Genomic DNA, 18,300 nt, shown 5'->3' with positions numbered 1-18,300 from the left:
CGCCGGCGAACCGGAGCACGTGGGACGGCCGCGCGCCGCGTGGTTCGCGCCGCGTGGTTCGCGCCGCGTGGTTCGCGCCGCGTGGTTCGCGCCGCCGGAAACTGACCCGCGACGGCGTACACGGGCGCACGGAGGACCGGCGGGTGCAGCTCGCTCATGACCTCCGAGCGGGGGCGCGGATCCGGGAGGGTCCGCGCCCCGCGGGTGGATGGCTCCGTCAGCTGCCGTCGCGCAGGTCACCGGGCGCGGTGGGACGGAAAGCGATCCGGTCGAACGAGGCGGCGCAGCCGTCGCCGGTCGGTGACTGGACGAGGAAGCCGATACGGGCGGCCGCCCGCTCCTCCTCCGTGCCGAGCGTGAACACGCGGACGAAGGTCCACCGTTCGCCGTCCTCCGACGCGTGGAAGGCGAACGCACCGCCGGTGCGGCTGATCCGCAGCCAGCAGCTGTCCCCCTCCACCACGGCCGAGTTCACGTCGTCGGACTGCCCGCGGGTGACCACGGTGCAGACGGTCGGGCGTTCCGGGGAGAGCTCCAGGCAGAGCTTCGCCCACTCCCGCTCGCCGACATGGAGGTAGAGCACTCCCGCATCGAAGGCGGCGGCGAAGCCGACCTTCACCCGGGCGATCAGCTGGAAGTCGCCCTCGGGCGCCACGCCCAGCAGACGCGGAGCGTCGGAAGCGGGCTCCAGCGCGTCGCCCCCCGGCGGGACGAAACGGTCCTGCTTCGGGCCTGCCGTGCCGGTCAGCGCGCCGTCCTCGTACGTCCACCCGCCCTCGGGGCCGAAGCGCTCCAGCGAGAAGGGGAGCGCGTCGATCCGCAGCGCCGTCATGCCCGGCGCCCGTCGACCCGGCGCGGCAGGTTCTGCGGGTTGTCCTCGCGGAGCTCCGCCGGCAGCAGTGCCTCGGGCGTCGACTGGTAGCTGACGGGGCGCAGCCAGCGCTCGATCGCGGTGGCGCCGACCGAGGTGGAGGTGGAGGTGGTGGCCGGGTAGGGGCCGCCGTGGTGCTGGGCGGGCGCGACGGCGACGCCGGTCGGCCAGCCGTTGACCAGGACGCGTCCTGCCACCGGGGTCAGCTCGGCCAGCAGTCCGGCGGCGCTGCCGTCGGCCTCCTCCGTGGCGATCTGGAGGGTGGCGGTGAGGTTCCCGGGCAGGCGGGACAGCACGGCGGTGACCTCGTCCGCGGAGTCGTAGCGGGCCACGACGGTGACCGGGCCGAAGCACTCCTCCAGGAGCGCGTCGTGGGGTCCCTCCTCGGACAGCCGCCGGGCCGGCACGGTGAGGAAGCCGGCGGAGACCGTGTGCTCACCGCCCGCGCCGGGGGTGACGGGTGCCTCGACGTCGGGGAGCGCGGCCCGTTCGGCCACTCCCTGGACGAAGGCCTCGCGCATCCGGTGGTCGAGCATGACCCCGGCGCCCGTCCCGCTCACCGTCTCGGTCAGCGACTTCAGCAGCTGGTCGCCCGCCTCACCGGACGGGGCGAACACGAAGCCGGGCTTGGTGCAGAACTGTCCGGCGCCCATGGTCATCGAACCGCCGAGTCCGGCACCGATCTGTTCGCCGCGTTCGGCGGCGGCCGCCTCGGTGACGACGACGGGGTTGAGCGAACCGAGCTCGCCGTGGAAGGGGATCGGCGTGGGCCGGGCCGCCGCGGCGTCGAAGAGCGCGCGGCCGCCGCGGATCGAGCCGGTGAAACCGGCGGCGGAGACGAGCGGGTGCTTCACCAGCTCGACACCCGCCTCGAAGCCGTGGACCACGGTCAGGACGTGCTCGGGCAGACCGTGCTGCGCCGCGGCCCTGCGCAGGAGCGAGGCACAGATCTCCGAGGTCGCCGGGTGGTCGGGGTGCGCCTTGACCACGACCGGACAGCCCGCGGCCAGCGCGCTCGCGGTGTCGCCGCCGGGGACGGAGAAGGCGAGCGGGAAGTTGCTGGCGGCGTAGACGGCCACGACACCGAGCGGGATCTTGTAGCGGCGCAGGTCGGGCCAGGGCGGGGTCCGGCTGCCGTCCTCGTGGTCGATGTGGATGTCGAGGAAGGCGCCCTCGTCGACGACCTCGGCGAAGGCCCGCAGCTGGGCTGCGGTGCGGGCGAGTTCGCCGGTCAGCCGGGCCGGGCCGAGCGCGGTCTCCGCGTCGGCGGCCTCGATGACGTGTTCCTGGGCCTCGGCGAGCAGGTCGGCCGCGGTACGGAGGAACGCGGCGCGGACGGTGCGGTCGGCCAGCGCTCCGCGCACCGAGTGCGCAGCCCGGACCGCGCGGTCGACCTCCTCCGCTGTAGCCTCCACCGCAACCTGCTCACGCGGGTTCCCGGTTCGGGGGTCGACGCTCCAGACTGGTGCTGCTGCCACCGTGTTTCCTTTCCGGTCCACTGCCACACAGGAGAAGTTGTTCGGTATTCTGAACAGAGTTCCTGATCGTGAATACACGGGAACTCTATTTCCGGGCGCTCGGTGTTGGCAAGAAGTCGCAGGGTCGTACAAGAAGGCTGGAAGGGGCATCAGGCATGTCGGTTGGCGAGTCCGGTGGGGCGCAGGTCAAGTCCGCTGTACGGACGGTGGAACTCCTCGAATACTTCGCGGGGCGGCCCGGTATGCACTCGCTGGCCGCCGTGCAGGAAGCCGTCGGCTACCCCAAGTCCAGCCTCTACATGCTGCTGCGCACGCTGGTGGAGCTCGGCTGGGTGGAGACCGACGCCACGGGCACGCGGTACGGCATCGGTGTGCGCGCCCTGCTCGTCGGCACCTCGTACATCGACGGCGACGAAGTGGTCGCCGCCGCCCGGCCGACCCTGGACCGGCTCTCCGACGACACCACGGAGACCATCCACCTGGCCAGGCTGGACGGGACGAACATGGTCTACCTCGCCACCCGGCAGTCCCAGCACTATCTGCGCCCCTTCACCCGCGTCGGCCGCAGGCTGCCCGCGCACTCCACCTCGCTCGGCAAGGCGCTGCTGGCGACCCACAGCGACGAGCAGGTCCGCAAGATGCTGCCCGAGACGCTCCCGGCCCTGACGGAGCACACGCTCACCGACCGCGAGAAGCTGATCGAGGAACTGCAGGTCATCCGCGAGCAGGGGTACGCCGTGGACCGCGAGGAGAACACCCTGGGGCTGCGCTGCTTCGGCGTCGCGATCCCGTACCGCACTCCGGCGCGCGACGCGATCAGTTGCTCGGTCCCGGTCGCCCGGCTCACGCCGGCGCACGAGCAGATGGTCAAGGACGCCCTGTTCGACGCCCGCGACCGGCTCACCCTGGCGACCCGCAGGCTCTGAGCACCGGAGGCCGGTCACCCTGGAGGCCGAGGCCTGACGGGGACACCGCCCGCCCGCCTTTGAATACGGTGAGAAGGAACACGGACGGGAACACCCCCGGTGTCCCCGTTCGTCCTCCAGCGGGATGAACAAGACGATCAGGCGCGCCTCGGTCTTCTGCCTGCTGATGGTCCTCGCCCTGCTGGTGCGGGTGACCTGGGTGCAGGCGTACGAGGCCAAGGCGCTCGCAGACGACGAACACAACCGGCGGAACACGATCGCGCAGTACGCGCAGCCGCTCGGGAACATCATCGTGGCCGGCTCCCCGGTCACCGGTTCGAAGGAGACGGACGACGACGACCTCCGCTACAAACGCACCTACCCCCGGGGCGAGCTGTACGCGGCGGTCACCGGCTACAGCTCGCAGGCCTACGGCGCCACCCAGCTCGAAGGCATCTACAGCGATGTCCTCGACGGCACCGACGACCGACTGAAGAACCCCGCCGATCTCCTCACCGGGGAGCAGACGGCCCCCGGCGACGTGCTGACGACCATCGACCCGGACGTGCAGAAGGCGGCCTCCGAGGCGCTCGGCGACGACCGGGGAGCGGCGGTCGCGATGGACCCGGCGTCCGGACGGATCCTGGGGATGGTCTCCTCGCCCTCGTACGACCCGTCCGGCATCAGCGGGACCACGGACGGTGACGCCTGGCAGAAACTGCTCGACGACAAGAGCAAACCGCTGGTCAACCGGGCGCTGAGGCAGCCGCTGCCGCCCGGCTCGACGTTCAAGCTGGTGGTGGCCTCGGCGGCGCTGGACAACGGCCTGTACAGCTCGGTCGACGAGCCCACGGACAGCCCGGATCCGTACACCCTGCCGAACACGAGCACGGTCCTGTCGAACGAGAACCCCTCGGCTCCCTGCGAGAACGCCACGCTGCGCACCGCGCTGCAGTACTCCTGCAACAACGTCTTCGCGAAGGTGGCGGCCGATCTCGGCCAGGACAAGCTGAAGGCGATGGCGGACGCCTTCGGCTTCGACACGGAGAAGCTCGACGTGCCGGTGCGTGCCTCGGAGAGTGTGTATCCGACCGGCATGGACAAGGCGCAGACCGCTCTGACCGGCATCGGCCAGTTCGAGGTGACCGCGACCCCGATGCAGATGGCCATGGTCTCGGCCGCCCTGGCCAACGGCGGCGAGCTGGCCGCACCGCACATGGTCGCGAAGGTGACCGACTCCGACGGCTCGACGCTCCAGGAGTACCCGGACGGGGACACCGAGCGGGTCGTGAAGGAGTCGACGGCCGAGCAGTTGCGCAGCGCCATGGTGACCGTCGTGGACAAGGGGACCGGCAGCAACGCGAAGATCGACGGAGCCGAGGTGGGCGGCAAGACGGGAACCGCGCAGAACGGCGTGGACAACAGCAACACCCCGTACGCCTGGTTCACCTCGTACGCGAAGGACGGCTCGACCGGCAAGCAGGTGGCGGTCGCGGTGGTCGTCGAGGACTCCGGGGCGGCCCGCTCCGAGGTCAGCGGCAACGGCCTGGCCGCACCGATCGCGCAGAAGATGATGAAGGCGGCCCTCGGACGCTGACGGAGCGGGGGTGACAGCCGCCCGTGCGGCGCGCTGCGCACCCGCCGGCCCGCCGAGGCCGGTACCGCCTGAACGGAACGGTTGCTTCGGCACCAGGGGTTCACGTTTTCGCCGCGTTGCGCCTTACTGGGAAGGCACACGCGTCGAAGCGCTTCCGGGGTGCGCGTTGGTACGCTCTCGCCCCGCGAACGGAGTTGGGAACGTACACAACCCGTTCGAGCGCGCAGGGATCCCGTGCAGAGAAGAGGTACCCGTGGGCACAGGCGTGGACGATGCTGCCGCCGCCGAGTTCCGTGCGTTCTTCGAGGCGCACTACGCCGAACTCGCCCGGCTCGCCCATCTGCTGACGGGTGAGGCCGATGCGGCGGACGACCTGGCCGCCGACGCGCTCATGGCGCTCTGGCACCGCTGGGACCGTGTCAGGGGCGCCGACCACCCGGCAGCGTACGCGAGGGGCGTCGTCGCCAACCTCGCCCGCACGCGCATCCGCAGCGCGGTGCGTGAACGCAGGAGGATCGCGCTGTTCTGGGCGCCCCGCGGGACCGGGGACGGCTACGCGGCGGACGGACCCGACGTCTCGGCCGTGGTGGACGTCCAAGGCGCCCTGCGCCGACTGCCGTTCCGCAAGCGCGCGTGTGTGGTGCTGCGCCACGCCTTCGATCTGTCCGAACGTGACACCGCTCTGGTCCTCGGGGTCTCGGTGGGTACGGTGAAGAGCCAGACCTCGCGCGGTGTGGCGGAACTGCAGCGGCTGCTCGGTCCCGATACCCCGGCGGCCCAGGTACAGGTGGCGGCCGCCGGGCGGCGCACCGCGGAGAGGCAGTGATGGACGAGGACCTGCGGGAGCGGCTGCGCACGGCTGCCGCTTCGCACCGCCCCGACCGGGCGCGGATGCTGGCCCGGATCGAGCGCGGCATGACCCGGGAACCGCCGGCCCGTGGCGCGCGCGCCCCCGGCATGCCGATGCCGTGGCTGCGGATCGCCGGGGCGACAGCGGCGGTGTGCGGGGTGCTGACGGCCGGCGCCTTCGCGGTGACGTCCACGGGCCGGGAGGAGCCGCAGGGCGGGCAGCGGGTGGCGGCGGGTCCCGCGTCGCCCGCCCCGGCGCCGTCGTCCCCGGGCCGCGGCGTCGCGCTGCCCGCCGACAAGGGCCCGCTGTGGTCGGACGGTTCGGTGGATCCGAACAGCAACAGCTACTGGGCGCAGAGCGAGGTGACGGTCAGAACCACCCGGCCGCTGTCCGGGCTCACCGTCGAGCTGCGGATCGCGCTGAACGGCGGAGTGAACTCCACCGGTTCCTGGCGTTCCCTGCCCGAGCGGGACTTCACGGCGTCGGCACGTGAGGAGGACGGTTTCCTGGTCTACCGCTGGAACCTGAAACCGGGACGGAGCGTGCCGGCCGGTACGCACACGTTCGCGGGGCAGTACAACCACGCGGAGGGCGACCGGGGCACGGAGCGGGACGACTACACGGCACATGGTCAGACGTCGGCCGAACAGACCTCGGTGGGCGGCGGCTTCGCGGAGACGCGCTGACCGCACGACGGCGGTGCTCACGTCCGGCGGCGGGGCGGGGCGGGCCGGATCATGCCTCGGAGAAAAACAGGTCAGGAACACGGCAACCCTTTCCCGGGCGGTGGCGACCCAAGAGCGCGAAACACTCCCCCACCCCCTAGGGAACGGACCGAAGAGCATGAGCGAACGAGCGCACACGCACCGGCGCAGGCCCGGCAAGCGCCGTATGGCGGCCGCCCTCACCGCGGCCCTGGGTCTCACCGGTGCCGCTCTGGCGACCAATGTGATGCTGCAGCCCGCGGGCGCGGCGACAGCCGCCGTACCCGCCTGGCCCAGTGCCACCGGCACCCAGGCCGTCTCGAAGACCATCGAGGTCTCGGGGACGTACGACGGTTCGCTGAAGCGCTTCTACGGAAGCGGCGACCTCGGCGGGGGCGGCCAGGACGAGGGCCAGGACCCGATCTTCAAGCTCGCCGACGGAGCGACGCTCAAGAACGTCGTCCTGGGCTCGCCCGCCGCCGACGGCGTGCACTGTTCCGGCAGCTGCACCATCCAGAACGTCTGGTGGGAGGACGTCGGCGAGGACGCCGCGTCCTTCAAGGGCACGTCGAGCGGATCCGTCTACACGGTGTACGGCGGCGGCGCGAAGAAGGCCTCCGACAAGGTCTTCCAGTTCAACGGCGCGGGCAAGCTGGTCATCACGAAGTTCCAGGTCGCGGACTTCGGCAAGCTCGTCCGCTCCTGCGGCAACTGCTCCAAGCAGTACAAGCGCGAGATCATCGTGAACGACGTCGACATCACGGCGCCGGGCAAGTCCCTGGTCGGCATCAACACCAACTACGGGGACACCGCGGCGCTGCGTTCGGTGCGGATCCACGGTGACAGCAGCAAGAAGATCAAGCCGTGCGTCCGCTACACCGGCAACAACACCGGTGCCGAGCCGAAGGAGACGGGCAGCGGCCCGGACGGCACGTACTGCCGCTACACCGCGTCGGACCTCAGCTACGACTAGGAGGTAGCGGTGCGGGGGCGCGGGCACCGTGGTGTCCGCGCCCCCGGGCGTGCGGAGCCAGGGCCCGATGGGTGAGGCCCGGGTTCACGCGTAGGGGTGCCAGTCGCCCAGCCAGCCGGCAGGGGTGTGCGCGCGGGCCACTGGCGCGGTCAGCTGCGGACGGTTGCCGGGGACGGTGATGCGCGCGCCCGGACCGGTGTTGCGGTGTTCGGCGAAGCGCTGGTCCTGCCAGGGGAAGCCCGCGGACATCGTGCCGTACGGAGCGACCGCGTCGATGCCCGCGCCGAGATGGCTGTCGCGGACCGTCAGCATGGGGTGAGCGGTGAGGTCCGACGAGGGCACCCAGGGGCGGGCCAGCTTGTAGTAGGCGTCGGGGGCGGCGCTGGTGATCCGGGAGCGCCGGACCAGATAGCCGCGGGGGTTGGCTCCGGCGGTGCTGGGCGCGAAGACGAAGCCGTACGGCGCCGAGGCCAGGTCGGTTCGCGTCAGGGTGCGGAAGTGGCAGCGGTCGTAGACGGCCGTGGCGCGGCCGAAGACGAAGTCGACGTCTCCCTCCACGTAGCAGTCGCGGTAGTACTGCCGGGCGAACGCGGTGAGGGTGAGGGTGTCGGCGTACAGGGTGTCCTGGTGGCCGAGGAATCGGCAGCCGTAGAACGCCGAGCGGTCCCCCTGGACCTTGATGGCGACGGCCTGGGTGCCGGTGTACTCCGGGTTGTCGGAGCGCAGCCAGTCGTTGGCGAAGGTCACGTCGCGGGCGGTGAAGCCGGCGGCCTGGACGGTGACGGAGGCGGAACCGCTGGTCCCCAGGGTGCCGGAACCGTCGGGCTTCGGGGTTCCGGCCGCGTCGCCGTGGACGACGACGGTGTCGCGCGGGTCGCCGCTCGCGCCGATCAGGGTGAGGCCCGCCCGGTCGGCGGGGACGGAGAGCTTCCCCCGGTAGGTACCGGGTGCGAGCACCAGGGTCCGGCCGGTGCCGGTGGCAGCGTCGAGCGCGGACCGCACGTCGGTGTGGTCGCCCCTGCCGTGCGGGTCGACGTACAGCGTCAGGGCGTCGAGCCGCCGTGACGGCGAACCGAAACGGCCGAAGGGGCGTGGGTGGGCGGGCCGGGCGTGTGCGGCGGGTGCGCCGAGGGCGAGGGCCGCGCCCGCCCCCGCGAACAGGGTCAGCGCACTGCGTCTGCTGGGCATGGCGGTACTCCTTGCGAGGAGGGGGCGGGCCGGAGCGGCGCCTTCCGGGGTGGTGGAAGGGTGCGGTGCCGCTCCGGCCGGTCTCGGGGTGGGGTCAGCGGAGGGACGGCTTGCCGGCGCCCGCGCCCAGGCCCACCAGCAGCGGGACGACGAGCGGGTGGCTGACCTTGGTGCGCAGCGCCGGGGTCCAGCCGGCGCCCTCGGTGAGCTGCTCGGCGGGCACGCCCGCGTTGTGCACGGCGATCAGGTCGGTCTTCCGCCCGTTGACGTAGTTGTTCTCCGCAGTGAGGGAGGACTCGGACCACTTCTTGAGGATCTTCGCCTTGTCGAAGCCCTTGGGGACGGTGAACGCGTTGTGCTCGGCGACGAGCTTCGACTCGGCGCCGATGCCGTACGTGTAGCCGTAGGCGACGCCCGCGGTGGCGACGAAGTGGTTGTTGTAGGAGTCGACCTGGCCGAAGCGGACGCGGGGCGCGCGCTCCTTCACGTCCTTGAAGAGGTTGTGGTGCAGCGTGACGCGGAGCTTGCCGCGGTCGCTCGCACCGGCGCCGTCGCTGTTGCCGATGAGCATGGTCTTGTCGTGGTCCTTGAGGACGTTCCACGACACGGTGACGAGGTCGGCGCCGCGCACGATGTCGAAGAGACCGTCGTGCTGCTGGTACACCTGCCCGAAGTAGTGGGGCTGGTCGGCGTCGGGGCGGTCGCCGTCGCCGAAGGTGTTGTGGTCGACCCAGACGTGGCTGGAGCCGTGGACGACGAGGTTGTCGTACTCGGAGTTCCAGGCGCCCTGGTCACCGTCGGTGGGGTCCCACTGGGGGAAGCAGTCGTAGGTGTCCTCGAAGGAGATGTTGCGGACGATGACGTTGGAGACGTTCTTCACCTGGAGGCTGGCACCGATGATCGTGGCGTCCTTGCCGACGCCGACGAGCGTGGTGTTGGACGGGACGTTCACGTTGACCGCGGCGGCCTGCAGCTTCGCGGACGCGGCGCGGGCGTCCTCCAGCGGGCCCGACGGGACCTCCTCCGTGCCCCAGACGGCCGGGTCGTAGGCGGCGAGGTACTTCTCCAGGGTGTAGCCGTCCTGCTGGTACGCCTCGCAGCCGATCGGGGTGCCGGCGGCGTCGGAGTTGCCGTGGACGGTTCCGGCGATCCTGACGATCTTCGGCGCGTCCCCGGCCTCCTCGAAGGCGGCGATGAGCTCGGCCCGGTCGGTCACGGTGTAGACGTGCTCGGGGGTGGCCGCGGCGCCGCCCGTGGTGGAGCCGCCGGCGGAGGCCCAGCCGTCACCGGCCGGGAGCACCGAACGCTCGATGCCCTTGCCGTGGTGGGTGGCGGCCTGGGCGGGGAGGCTCACGGCGAGGGCCAGTGAGGCGCAGCCCATCACGACGGCGATGGCGCGGACATGTCTCATGCGTGCGGGCATGGCGGATCCCTAACTGTCGTACGCGGAAGATGCTCGGGTGAGCGGGGGAAGGCTGCGCGGCAACGGCGGGAGGTGCGGAGGGGATCAGGCCTGCGGCCAGGTGATCCACGCTCCGGGCACCGGCTCGTCGAGGCGGCGCAGGTCGCGCGGGGCGAGGACGCGCCCGTCCAGCAGGGCGCGGGCGGTCGTCCGGGCCACGTCGACGGCACCGTCGGGCCGGAAGTGGGTGTTGTCCTGCTTGCCGTCGGGGTAGTTGGGCGACTCGCCGGGCTCCAGCCAGTTGAAGTACGCCTCGGTCCCGTCGGGGCCAAGCTCCTGCCAGCGGGCGAGGGAGAGCGCCTGGACGTCGAGCAGGGCCACATCCTCCTCCGACGCCAGGGCGCGCATCGCGGCGGGGTACTCGCCGTGGGTGGGCTTCGCGGTGCCGTCCTCGGCGAAGCGGCGGCGCTCGACCGGGGTGATCAGCACAGGCTCGGCGCGCCGGGCACGGGCGCCCTTGACGTATTGGCGCAGGTATTCCTGGTAGGTGGTGTACGGGTCGGTGCCCCGGGCGGGGTCCTCGGTCTTCTCGTCGTTGTGCCCGAACTGGATGAGGACGAGATCGCCCGGGCGGACGCCGTCCAGGAGGGCGGTGAGGCGGCCCTCGTCGATGAAGCTCTTGGAACTCCGGCCGTTCACCGCGTGGTTGGCGACGGTGAGCGTACGGCTCAGGAAGAAGGGGAGGGCCATGCCCCAGCCGGTCTCGGGCGCGGCACCGGCGTACTTCGGGGCCGCCGTGGAGTCGCCCGCGATGTGGAGTGTCCGGGGCCGGGGCCTGCCCCCGCCACCGCCGCCGTGTGCGAGTGCGGGGGTGGCGCTGAGGGCGAGGGGCAGCGCGAGGAGCGCGGCTGCCGTCCGTCTGCGCGTGAGTGACACAGGATGACTGCCTCTCTCGGTGACACACGTGGGGTGGTGCGTAGGGAGGGGGGCCGGCGGCGGGGTGCGACCCGGACCGCCGCCGGTCCCCCGGTCATCGGGGTGGCCGCGCCGTTGTGGTGCGACCGGGTCAGCCGTTGCCCAGTTCCGTCCATTCCTTCTGGGCGGCGTTCAGCTCATCGGCCATCTTGTCCAGGAAGTCCTTGGACGTGACCTTGCCGAGGAGCAGCTTCTGGAACTCCGGCTCGTTGTCGGCCTTGCTGATGTTGTTCCAGTCGGGCAGGTAGTACGGCAGGTCGACGATCTTGGTGGAACCGTCGGTGAGGGCCTTCGCGGCGAGCGCGGTCGGCTCGGACTCGTTGATCCACGGGTCCTTGGCGGCCTCGGTGTTGGCCGGGATGGCGCCCGCCGACTCGTTCCACTTGCTGTTCGACTCGTGGGACGCCGCGAACTCGATGAACTTCCAGGCCGCGTTCTTGTTCTTGCTGGACCGGAACAGGCCGAGGCCGTCGACGGGATTGGAGACCTGGACGCGTGTACCGCCCTCCCCGATGGGGGCGGGTATCCCGGCGAACTTGTCCTCGCCCAGGGCCTTCAGGTGGTCCTGGTAGGAGCCCAGGTTGTGGCTGAGCATCCCGATGGTGCCGGTGTCCCACTGGGCGACCATCTTGGTGAAGTCGTTGTTGACGTCGGCGGCCGGCGTCGTCTTCTTGAAGAGGGCGGCGTACTTCTCCAGCGCCGCGACGTTCTTCGGGTCGTTCAGGGTCGTCTTCCCGCCGTCCCAGAACTCCGTGATGCCGGTCTGGCCGTAGATCGCGTCCAGGGCCTGCGCGATGGAGCCGGCGCCGCCGCGGATGGTGTACCCGAACTTGTTGTTCTTCGCGTCGGTCAGCTCGTCGGCGGCCTCGTAGAACTTGGGCCAGGTGGTCGGCGCGTCCAGGCCGGCCTGCTCGAACAGGTCGGTGCGGTACCAGAGCGCACCGTTGTTCGCGGAGGTCGGCACGGTGTACATGTCCTCGCCCCGGCCGGCCGCGGCTCTGACACTCTCGACCATGTTGTCGACGAGCTTGCCCTTCAGCGGCGACTTGTCCAGCCGGTCGCTGATCGGCTCCAGGGCTTCCTGGGACACCATGCCGGCCAGGTACGCGGTGCCGACGCCACCCACGTCGGGCAGCCCGCCGCCCGCGATGGCCGTGTCGTACTTGGACTGGACGTCGGCGATCGGGATCGGGACGTACTTGACCTCGATGTCAGGGTTCTCCTTCTCGAAGTCCTTGATGATCTCGGTCCAGATGGCGGTGCGTGGACCGCCGTTGTTGTCCCAGAAGGTGATCTCGCCCTTTCCGCTGCCCTCCGTGCCCGAGCTGCTGCCGTCGTCACCACAGGCCGTGGCGCCGAGGGCCAGGACCGCCGTGAGGGACACCGCGGTCGCGGCACGCCCCCGGAGCGTCTTCGAGATGTTCATGTCGGCTCTTCTCTCTCGGATCTGTACGCGTACGTGGGGGGAGGTCAGTGGTGTGTGCGGTGCGCCACGGTGCCGATGTACCTCTGCGGACCCGCGTCCCGGGTCACGGGCTTCGGTACGTCGGCCGCGCGGTCCGGCGGGTGGGGGTGGAAGTCCCGCGGTTCGAGCCTGGTGACCACCTCGCCGCCGCGGCCCCCGGTGGTGCCGCCCGCACATGGGGCGAGGCCGTGGGGTGTGCCGGAGGGTCCGCCGCCGCGGTGCGCGACGGGCTGTGTCCCGGTGGCCGCCGCCCCGCCCGGTGCGGCGGGCAGGGGAAGGGCGGCGGTGAACAGTGTTCTCGCTCTGGTGCGCTCGGTACGGAGGTGCGTCATTGCGGCTCTCCCATACAGCGGTGCGGGGTCAGACGGTGCGAGGTCTCGCGGTGGTGCGGAACGTGGTGAAGCCTGCTGTGCCGGAGGGCTCGCTACCGGCCGGTGCGGTGGCGAAGAGGCCCAGCAGCGCGCCGACCCAGCGCCAGGGGGTGGCGGCGAAGACCTGGCCGGACGGGCGGAAGCCGGCCCCGTCCCCGGTGTCCGCGGAGAAGCGGCAGCGGGCGCCCCGGGTGACCTCGATCCGGACGCGGACGGCGGCGCCGGGCGCGGGGCGGGAGTGTTCGGCGTCCCGCTCGTGCTCGGCGACGGATTCGGCGTACCGGTGCACGAGGTGCGCGGCCCCGTCGGCCCCGGCCTCCAGGCCGATCCACGAGAAGGCGTCTCCGAGCACGGCGAGCCCGGCCTTGGCCCCCGGTTCGCGGGTGTCCAGCGTGATGCCCACCTCGACGGTGAACTCCTCGGCGGGAAGCCGCTGCACCAGGACGTTGGGCAGGTCACGCAGATCGTGCGCGTACGCGGTCCGTACGCAGCTGAGGCGCAGCCCGTCGCCTCCGTGGCCGACCGTCCAGCCGGGTCGCGGGTTCGCCGTCCACTGCCACTGACGGCCGTGGCGTCCGCCGGGGAAGTCGTCGCTGGAGGCCGGTGCCTCCGCGGGCTGCTCCGGGGCCTTGGGGCGGCGGTGCGCGAGCACGGGTTCGCCCTCGTCGCCGATGACCGGCCAGCCTTCCGCGTCCCAGCGCATCGGCTGGAGGTGGACCACGCGGCCGTACGCCCCGCGGGCCTGGAAGTGCAGGAACCAGTCCTCACCGGCCGCGGTGCGGACCCACCCGCCCTGGTGCGGGCCGTTGACCTCGGTGCTGCCCTGTGCGAGGACGACCCGCTCCTCGTAGGGACCGGCGAACGTCGGCGAGCGGAAGGCGCCCTGCCAGCCGGTCTCCACTCCCCCGGCGGGGGCGAAGATCCAGAAGTGGCCGTCGTGACGGTAGACCTTGGGGCCCTCCAGGGTGAACCAGCCCGGGATCGTGTCGCCGTCGACGAGGGTCGTGCCCTCGTCGAGGAGTTCGCGGCCGTCGGGGCTCATCCGGTGGCCGGTGAGCCGGTTCTTGATGCCGGAGCGGGACTTCGCCCAGGCGTGCACCAGGTAGGCCTCGCCGGTCTCCTCGTCCCACAGGGGGCAGGCGTCGATCAGGCCCTTGCCCGCCTTGACGAGGTGCGGGGCGCTCCAGGGGCCGCGGATGTTCTCGGCGTTGATCTGCTGGATGCCGTGGTCGGGGTCGCCCCAGAAGATCCAGAAGCGTCCGGCGTGGTGGCGCAGGGACGGCGCCCACACCCCGCAGTCGTGGCGGGGCACGGCGAAGTCGGCGTCCGGGCCGAGCCGTTCGAGGGCGTGGCCGACGAGGGCCCAGTTGACGAGGTCGCGGGAGTGCAGCAGGGGCAGTCCGGGGACGCGGCCGAAGCTGGAGGCGGTGAGGTAGTAGTCGTCGCCGACGCGTACGACGTCCGGGTCGGACCAGTCGGCGTTCAGGACCGGGTTGCGGTAGGTGCCGTCCCCGAGGTCGGCTCTCCAGGGCGTCGTCATGCGGCGACCGCCTTGCGGACGTGGGCGGCCGCGGCCTCCCGGCCGAGGCGTCCGTCGGCGACGACGGTGACGATCCGGCGTACGACGGTGGCTCCGGCGGCGACGGGGAGGCGGCGGTCCGCGGCGAGGGAGGAGCCGACCCCGGGGTATTGGGTGGTCCGTACGAACCACGGGTCGCGCCGGGTCTCGTCGGTCGCGCCGGCGAAGACGAGCGTCCAGCCGTCCCCGGTGAGGGCCAGCCAGTCGGCCGCCCTGCCGTGCACGGCCTCCTCGCCGTCGAGGGTTCCGCTGAACACCGCGGGCGGCGCGGCCTCCTTGGGCGCGCGCCAGAAGAAGCCGCCGTAGCCGGCGCCGGGGCGGCCGTTGGTGGCGGGGCTGCCGATGGAGAGGTCCGTGCCGCCCCGGTTGGTGAGGGAGAAGGAGAAGTCCAGCGCCCAGGCGGTGTCGGAGAGCCCGACGGCCGCGACGGTGCGGTGCTCGCGCAGCAGTTCGGCGCCGTCGGCCTCCCAGCTGAGTTCCTCCACGAAGCCGTCCGGGTCGCGGAGCTTCCAGCCGAGGTGGCGCTGCGTCCCGTGGTTGTCGAGCTCGGTGGGGCCCTGGTCGCGGACGTAGGTGCGCCCGCCCCAGAAGTTGTGCCCGGCCACGTCGGGCACCGCGACCGAGGCGCCCAGGTGATGGACGTGGTCGGCCGGGCGCTCCTCGGTGACGGGGATGCCCGCGAGGGTGGTGACGGGGTGGAGGTAGGGCCGGCCGTCCGTCCCGGGCCGGTAGCTGTAGCGGCCGACGGGGCGTCCGGCGCAGCTGAGGACTGCGGTGCTCATGGTGTGCTCACCTCGCTGGGGCGCGCCCAGGAGGCGCCTAGTTCGGAGAAGAGGGTGAGGGTGTCGGCCGCGGAGGCGACGGTGCCGTCGATGCCCCGCACGATGCGCCGTACGCCGTCGCCCTGGTCGGCGGGCCGGGTGTGCCAGGCGGTGGCGGGCAGCGCGGTGGGCTCGGGGGCGGTGCGTACCGCTTCGAGGACCCGCATGAACGCGCCGGTGCGCTCCGGCGGTACGAGGAGCTCGGTGCCGTGCTCCAGGTGGCCGACGAGGTTCTCCAGGAGGTCGGTCCGCCCGTGCACGGCCTCCTCGGGGCCGTGTCCGGCGCGCTGGACGAGGATCCGGTCCTGCTTGTACCAGAAGGTGATGCGGCCGCGGTCGCCGTGGACGATCACATAGGGCTCGCCGGCCTCCTCCGCGCAGAGGGTGACCGCGACGGTCACCGGCATCCCCGCGGTGGTGGTGATCCGGACACAGCTGGTGTCGTCGGACTCGATGTCGTGGGCCCGGAAGAGCTCGGTCTCGATGGAGGCCACGTCCCCGGCGGTTCCCGCACCGGCGAGTTCGAGTGCCGTGGCGACGGCGTGTGCCAGCGGGTTGGTGAGCACTCCGTCGACCACGTCGGTGCCGCCCATCCTGCGGCGTCCGGCCCAGGGCGCCCGCCGGAAGTAGGCGTCGTCGCGGACCCACGCGCCGGCGGCGCCGATGCCCCGGACCGTGCCGATCGCCCCGGAGCGTACGAGGTCCTTGACGGCGGGCACGGCGTGCGAGCCGAGGGACTGGAAGCCGATCTGGCAGGCGATGCCGGCCTCCCGGACCCCCTCGGCCATGCGGGCGTAGTCGTCCCAGGTCGCCGCGGGCGGCTTCTCCAGGAGGAGGTGGACACCGCGGGCCGCCGCCGTCAGGGCCAGGGTGGTGTGCGTCGGGATGGGGGTGCAGATGACGGCGGAGCGTGCGCCGGTGGAGTCCAGGAGGGCCCCGAAGTCGGCGGACTGTTCGGGCATCTCCTCGGCGAACAGGTCGAGTTCACCGTCGGTCAGGGGGTTCAGTTCGCAGATTCCGGCCAGTCTGACCAGGCCCTGGTGCTGGAGCCGGCGGATGTTGGCGAGGTGCCAGCGGCCGTGGCCGCGGGCGCCGGCCAGGACGAGGGGCACGGGGGTGGTGGTGTTCACCGGTCCGCCCTCCCCTCTCCGCAGCGAAGCTTCCTGGTCATGTCCGTCATCCCTTCACGGCTCCGGCGCTGAAGCCGGTGATGAGCCACTTCTGGATGAAGGCGAAGACGATCACCACGGGCACCGCGGCGATGACACCGCCCGCGGCCAGCGCGCCGAGGTCGACGCTGTCGGCGCCGATCAGGGTGTTGAGGCCGACCGGGATCGTCTGCTTGTCCTGTTCGCTGAGGAACATCAGGGCGAACAGGAAGTGGTTCCAGCTGTGCACGAAGGCGAACGAGCCGACCGCGATCAGCCCGGGGCGCAGCAGCGGCAGGACGACGGAGCAGAAGGCCTTGAAGCGTGAGCAGCCGTCCACCCAGGCCGCCTCTTCGAGGGAGACCGGCACGTTCTTGATGAATCCGCTGATCAGGATGATCGACAGGGGGAGCTGGAAGACGGTCTCCGCGATGACGACACTCCCCAGGGAGTTGATCATCTGGAGGTTCTTGAAGATCTCGAAGAGCGGCACGAGCATCAGCGCGCCCGGGATGAACTGCGAGCAGAGCAGCGCCAGCATGAAGGCGCCCTTGATCTTGAAGTCGAACCGGGCCAGGGCGTAGCCGCCGGCCAGCGCGACGAGGGTCGTGGCGATCAGCGTCGCGACGCCGACGAGCATGCTGTTCTGGAAGAAGACGGCGAAGCTGCGTTCGTTCCAGACCTTGGAGAAGTGGTCCCCCGTCATCGGCCAGGGCAGCAGCGAGGTGGAGCCCGCGGGCCGGACGGCGAAGAGGAACATCCAGTAGAACGGGATGAGCGTGAAGAGCAGGTAGATGCCGAGCGGCACGTAGATCTGCCAGCGCGGTACGTCGTCGAAGGCACGCTCGCGCGTGGTGCGGCGGTGCGAGGAGGGCGGCGGGAGGTCGGTTCCCCCGGACGGTCCCGGCGTGCGGGCGTCCTTCTTCTCCACGAGTGCGGCAGTCACTTGTTGTCGCCTCCGAACTTGCTCAGGCGCAGATAGACGATCGAGCAGAAGAGGAGGATCACGAAGGCGACGGTGGTGAGCGCGGAGGCGTATCCGAAGTCGTGGCCCTCGATGCCTGTATTGGCGACGTAGAGGGGCAGGGTGGTGGTCTCACCCGCGGGCCCGCCGCCGGTGAGGGTGTAGAGCAGGTCGACGTTGTTGAACTCCCAGACCCCGCGCAGCAGGGTGGCCAGGATGATCGCGTCGCGCAGGTGCGGGAGCGTGATGTGGAAGAACTGCCGCAGCCGACCGGCGCCGTCCACCGAGGCCGCCTCGTACAGCTCCTTGGAGACGGACTGCAGGTCGGCGAGGATGAGGATGGCGAAGAAGGGGACTCCGCGCCAGAGTTCGGAGATGGTGGCCGCCCAGAAGACGGTCCCGGTGTCGGAGAGGACCGAGGTGCCGTACTCACCGATGCCGGCGTCCGCGAGGTAGCGGCTGAAGCCGGTCGAGGAGTTGTAGAGCAGGATCCAGATGGTGCTGGTCAGCACACCGGAGACGGCCCAGGGCGAGAAGACCATGGCGCGCGATATGCCGCGGCCGATGAAGGTCTGGTTGACGATCAGCGCGAGGGCGAGGCCCAGTGCGAGCTGCAGCGTCACCTGGGTGAAGACCCACTGGGCGCTGAAGCCGAGCGTCGGCCAGAACTGCTCGTCCTCGGTGAAGATCCGGGTGAAGTTGTCGAGGCCCGCGAAGCCGTTCCGCCACGGCTTGGTGACGTTGTAGTTCTGCAGGCTGTAGTAGAAGACGCTGACCACCGGATAGGCGATGAAGCCCAGCATCAGCAGGCCCGCGGGCGCGATCAGCAGATACGGCAGGCGGCGGGGGGTGGCCGAGCGGCGCTTGGGTGCCTGCCCCTTGGGGGGCGGTGTGGCCACGGCTGCGGATTGGGCCATGACGCGTCTCCGATCTCTGGAAAGTGCTGGATGTGCCGTTCTTTCGGTGCATGGTGCAAGCGCTTACCGCATGCCGTTCGGTATTCCGGACG

At 71.3% G+C, this 18,300-nt stretch carries 17 protein-coding genes; 5 read left to right on the top strand and 12 right to left on the bottom strand.

Features of this window, described 5'->3' with window-relative positions; translation table 11 throughout:
- Positions 1 to 217: 217 nt before the first annotated feature.
- Both ABZ441_RS17360 and ABZ441_RS17355 read right to left on the bottom strand, forming a co-directional pair.
- A complete protein-coding gene (locus ABZ441_RS17360; RefSeq protein ID WP_358974225.1) occupies positions 218 to 832 on the bottom strand; it encodes a DUF1349 domain-containing protein in 615 nt (204 codons plus the stop codon).
- Positions 829 to 2,349 (bottom strand): aldehyde dehydrogenase (NADP(+)), encoded by a 1,521-nt coding sequence (locus ABZ441_RS17355; RefSeq protein WP_358974222.1) that lies wholly within the window; start codon positions 2,347 to 2,349, stop codon positions 829 to 831. The genes ABZ441_RS17360 and ABZ441_RS17355 overlap by 4 nt, the downstream gene beginning before the upstream one ends.
- A 155-nt stretch (positions 2,350 to 2,504) precedes the next feature.
- Here ABZ441_RS17355 and ABZ441_RS17350 point away from each other — a divergent pair, with 155 nt between their 5' ends.
- From ABZ441_RS17350 to ABZ441_RS17330, 5 genes are all read left to right on the top strand, one after another.
- The gene (locus ABZ441_RS17350) at positions 2,505 to 3,275 is read left to right on the top strand and encodes an IclR family transcriptional regulator (protein WP_358974219.1); all 771 of its coding nucleotides are present in this window, start codon (positions 2,505 to 2,507) and stop codon (positions 3,273 to 3,275) included.
- Positions 3,276 to 3,399: 124 nt separating this feature from the next.
- Positions 3,400 to 4,851 (top strand): penicillin-binding transpeptidase domain-containing protein, encoded by a 1,452-nt coding sequence (locus tag ABZ441_RS17345; RefSeq protein ID WP_358974216.1) that lies wholly within the window; start codon positions 3,400 to 3,402, stop codon positions 4,849 to 4,851.
- Positions 4,852 to 5,104: 253 nt separating this feature from the next.
- Positions 5,105 to 5,677 carry a SigE family RNA polymerase sigma factor gene (locus ABZ441_RS17340; RefSeq protein ID WP_358974213.1) on the top strand — a complete coding sequence of 191 codons (573 nt, stop codon included), beginning with the start codon at positions 5,105 to 5,107 and terminating at the stop codon, positions 5,675 to 5,677.
- Complete coding sequence (locus tag ABZ441_RS17335) at positions 5,677 to 6,387, top strand: hypothetical protein (protein ID WP_358974210.1); 711 nt, start codon at positions 5,677 to 5,679, stop codon at positions 6,385 to 6,387. The genes ABZ441_RS17340 and ABZ441_RS17335 overlap by 1 nt, the downstream gene beginning before the upstream one ends.
- 157 nt (positions 6,388 to 6,544) lie before the next feature.
- Entirely contained in the window at positions 6,545 to 7,378 is an 834-nt protein-coding gene (locus tag ABZ441_RS17330) for a pectate lyase (RefSeq protein ID WP_358974207.1), read from the top strand.
- Between the two features lie 84 nt (positions 7,379 to 7,462).
- Here the strand turns inward: ABZ441_RS17330 and ABZ441_RS17325 are convergent, their stop codons facing one another.
- The 10 genes from ABZ441_RS17325 to ABZ441_RS17280 all read right to left on the bottom strand — a co-directional run bounded on the left by ABZ441_RS17325 (position 7,463) and on the right by ABZ441_RS17280 (position 18,208).
- Complete coding sequence (locus ABZ441_RS17325; RefSeq protein WP_358974203.1) at positions 7,463 to 8,566, bottom strand: pectinesterase family protein; 1,104 nt, start codon at positions 8,564 to 8,566, stop codon at positions 7,463 to 7,465.
- 94 nt (positions 8,567 to 8,660) lie between these two features.
- Entirely contained in the window at positions 8,661 to 9,989 is a 1,329-nt protein-coding gene (locus ABZ441_RS17320; RefSeq protein WP_358974200.1) for a polysaccharide lyase family 1 protein, read from the bottom strand.
- Positions 9,990 to 10,073: 84 nt separating this feature from the next.
- A complete protein-coding gene (locus ABZ441_RS17315; protein ID WP_358974197.1) occupies positions 10,074 to 10,904 on the bottom strand; it encodes a rhamnogalacturonan acetylesterase in 831 nt (276 codons plus the stop codon).
- Positions 10,905 to 11,034: 130 nt separating this feature from the next.
- Complete coding sequence (locus tag ABZ441_RS17310; RefSeq protein ID WP_358974194.1) at positions 11,035 to 12,369, bottom strand: sugar ABC transporter substrate-binding protein; 1,335 nt, start codon at positions 12,367 to 12,369, stop codon at positions 11,035 to 11,037.
- Between the two features lie 44 nt (positions 12,370 to 12,413).
- Entirely contained in the window at positions 12,414 to 12,740 is a 327-nt protein-coding gene (locus tag ABZ441_RS17305; RefSeq protein WP_358974191.1) for a hypothetical protein, read from the bottom strand.
- A gap of 28 nt (positions 12,741 to 12,768) precedes the next feature.
- Positions 12,769 to 14,319, bottom strand: a complete 1,551-nt coding sequence (locus tag ABZ441_RS17300) for a family 43 glycosylhydrolase (RefSeq protein WP_358974187.1) — start codon at positions 14,317 to 14,319, stop codon at positions 12,769 to 12,771.
- Positions 14,316 to 15,140, bottom strand: a complete 825-nt coding sequence (locus ABZ441_RS17295) for a PmoA family protein (RefSeq protein WP_358974185.1) — start codon at positions 15,138 to 15,140, stop codon at positions 14,316 to 14,318. The genes ABZ441_RS17300 and ABZ441_RS17295 overlap by 4 nt, the downstream gene beginning before the upstream one ends.
- Entirely contained in the window at positions 15,137 to 16,309 is a 1,173-nt protein-coding gene (locus ABZ441_RS17290; protein ID WP_358974183.1) for a Gfo/Idh/MocA family oxidoreductase, read from the bottom strand. Before ABZ441_RS17290 ends, ABZ441_RS17295 begins: the two co-directional genes overlap by 4 nt.
- A 46-nt stretch (positions 16,310 to 16,355) precedes the next feature.
- On the bottom strand, positions 16,356 to 17,273 hold the full coding sequence (locus ABZ441_RS17285; protein ID WP_358974179.1) for a carbohydrate ABC transporter permease: 918 nt from the start codon (positions 17,271 to 17,273) through the stop codon (positions 16,356 to 16,358).
- Entirely contained in the window at positions 17,270 to 18,208 is a 939-nt protein-coding gene (locus ABZ441_RS17280) for a sugar ABC transporter permease (protein ID WP_358974177.1), read from the bottom strand. Before ABZ441_RS17280 ends, ABZ441_RS17285 begins: the two co-directional genes overlap by 4 nt.
- Between the last annotated feature and the right edge of the window lie 92 nt (positions 18,209 to 18,300).

The organism is Streptomyces sp. NPDC005752 (assembly GCF_040630715.1).
GTDB lineage: Bacteria > Actinomycetota > Actinomycetes > Streptomycetales > Streptomycetaceae > Streptomyces.
This window is presented reverse-complemented; position numbering and strand designations above follow the sequence as displayed.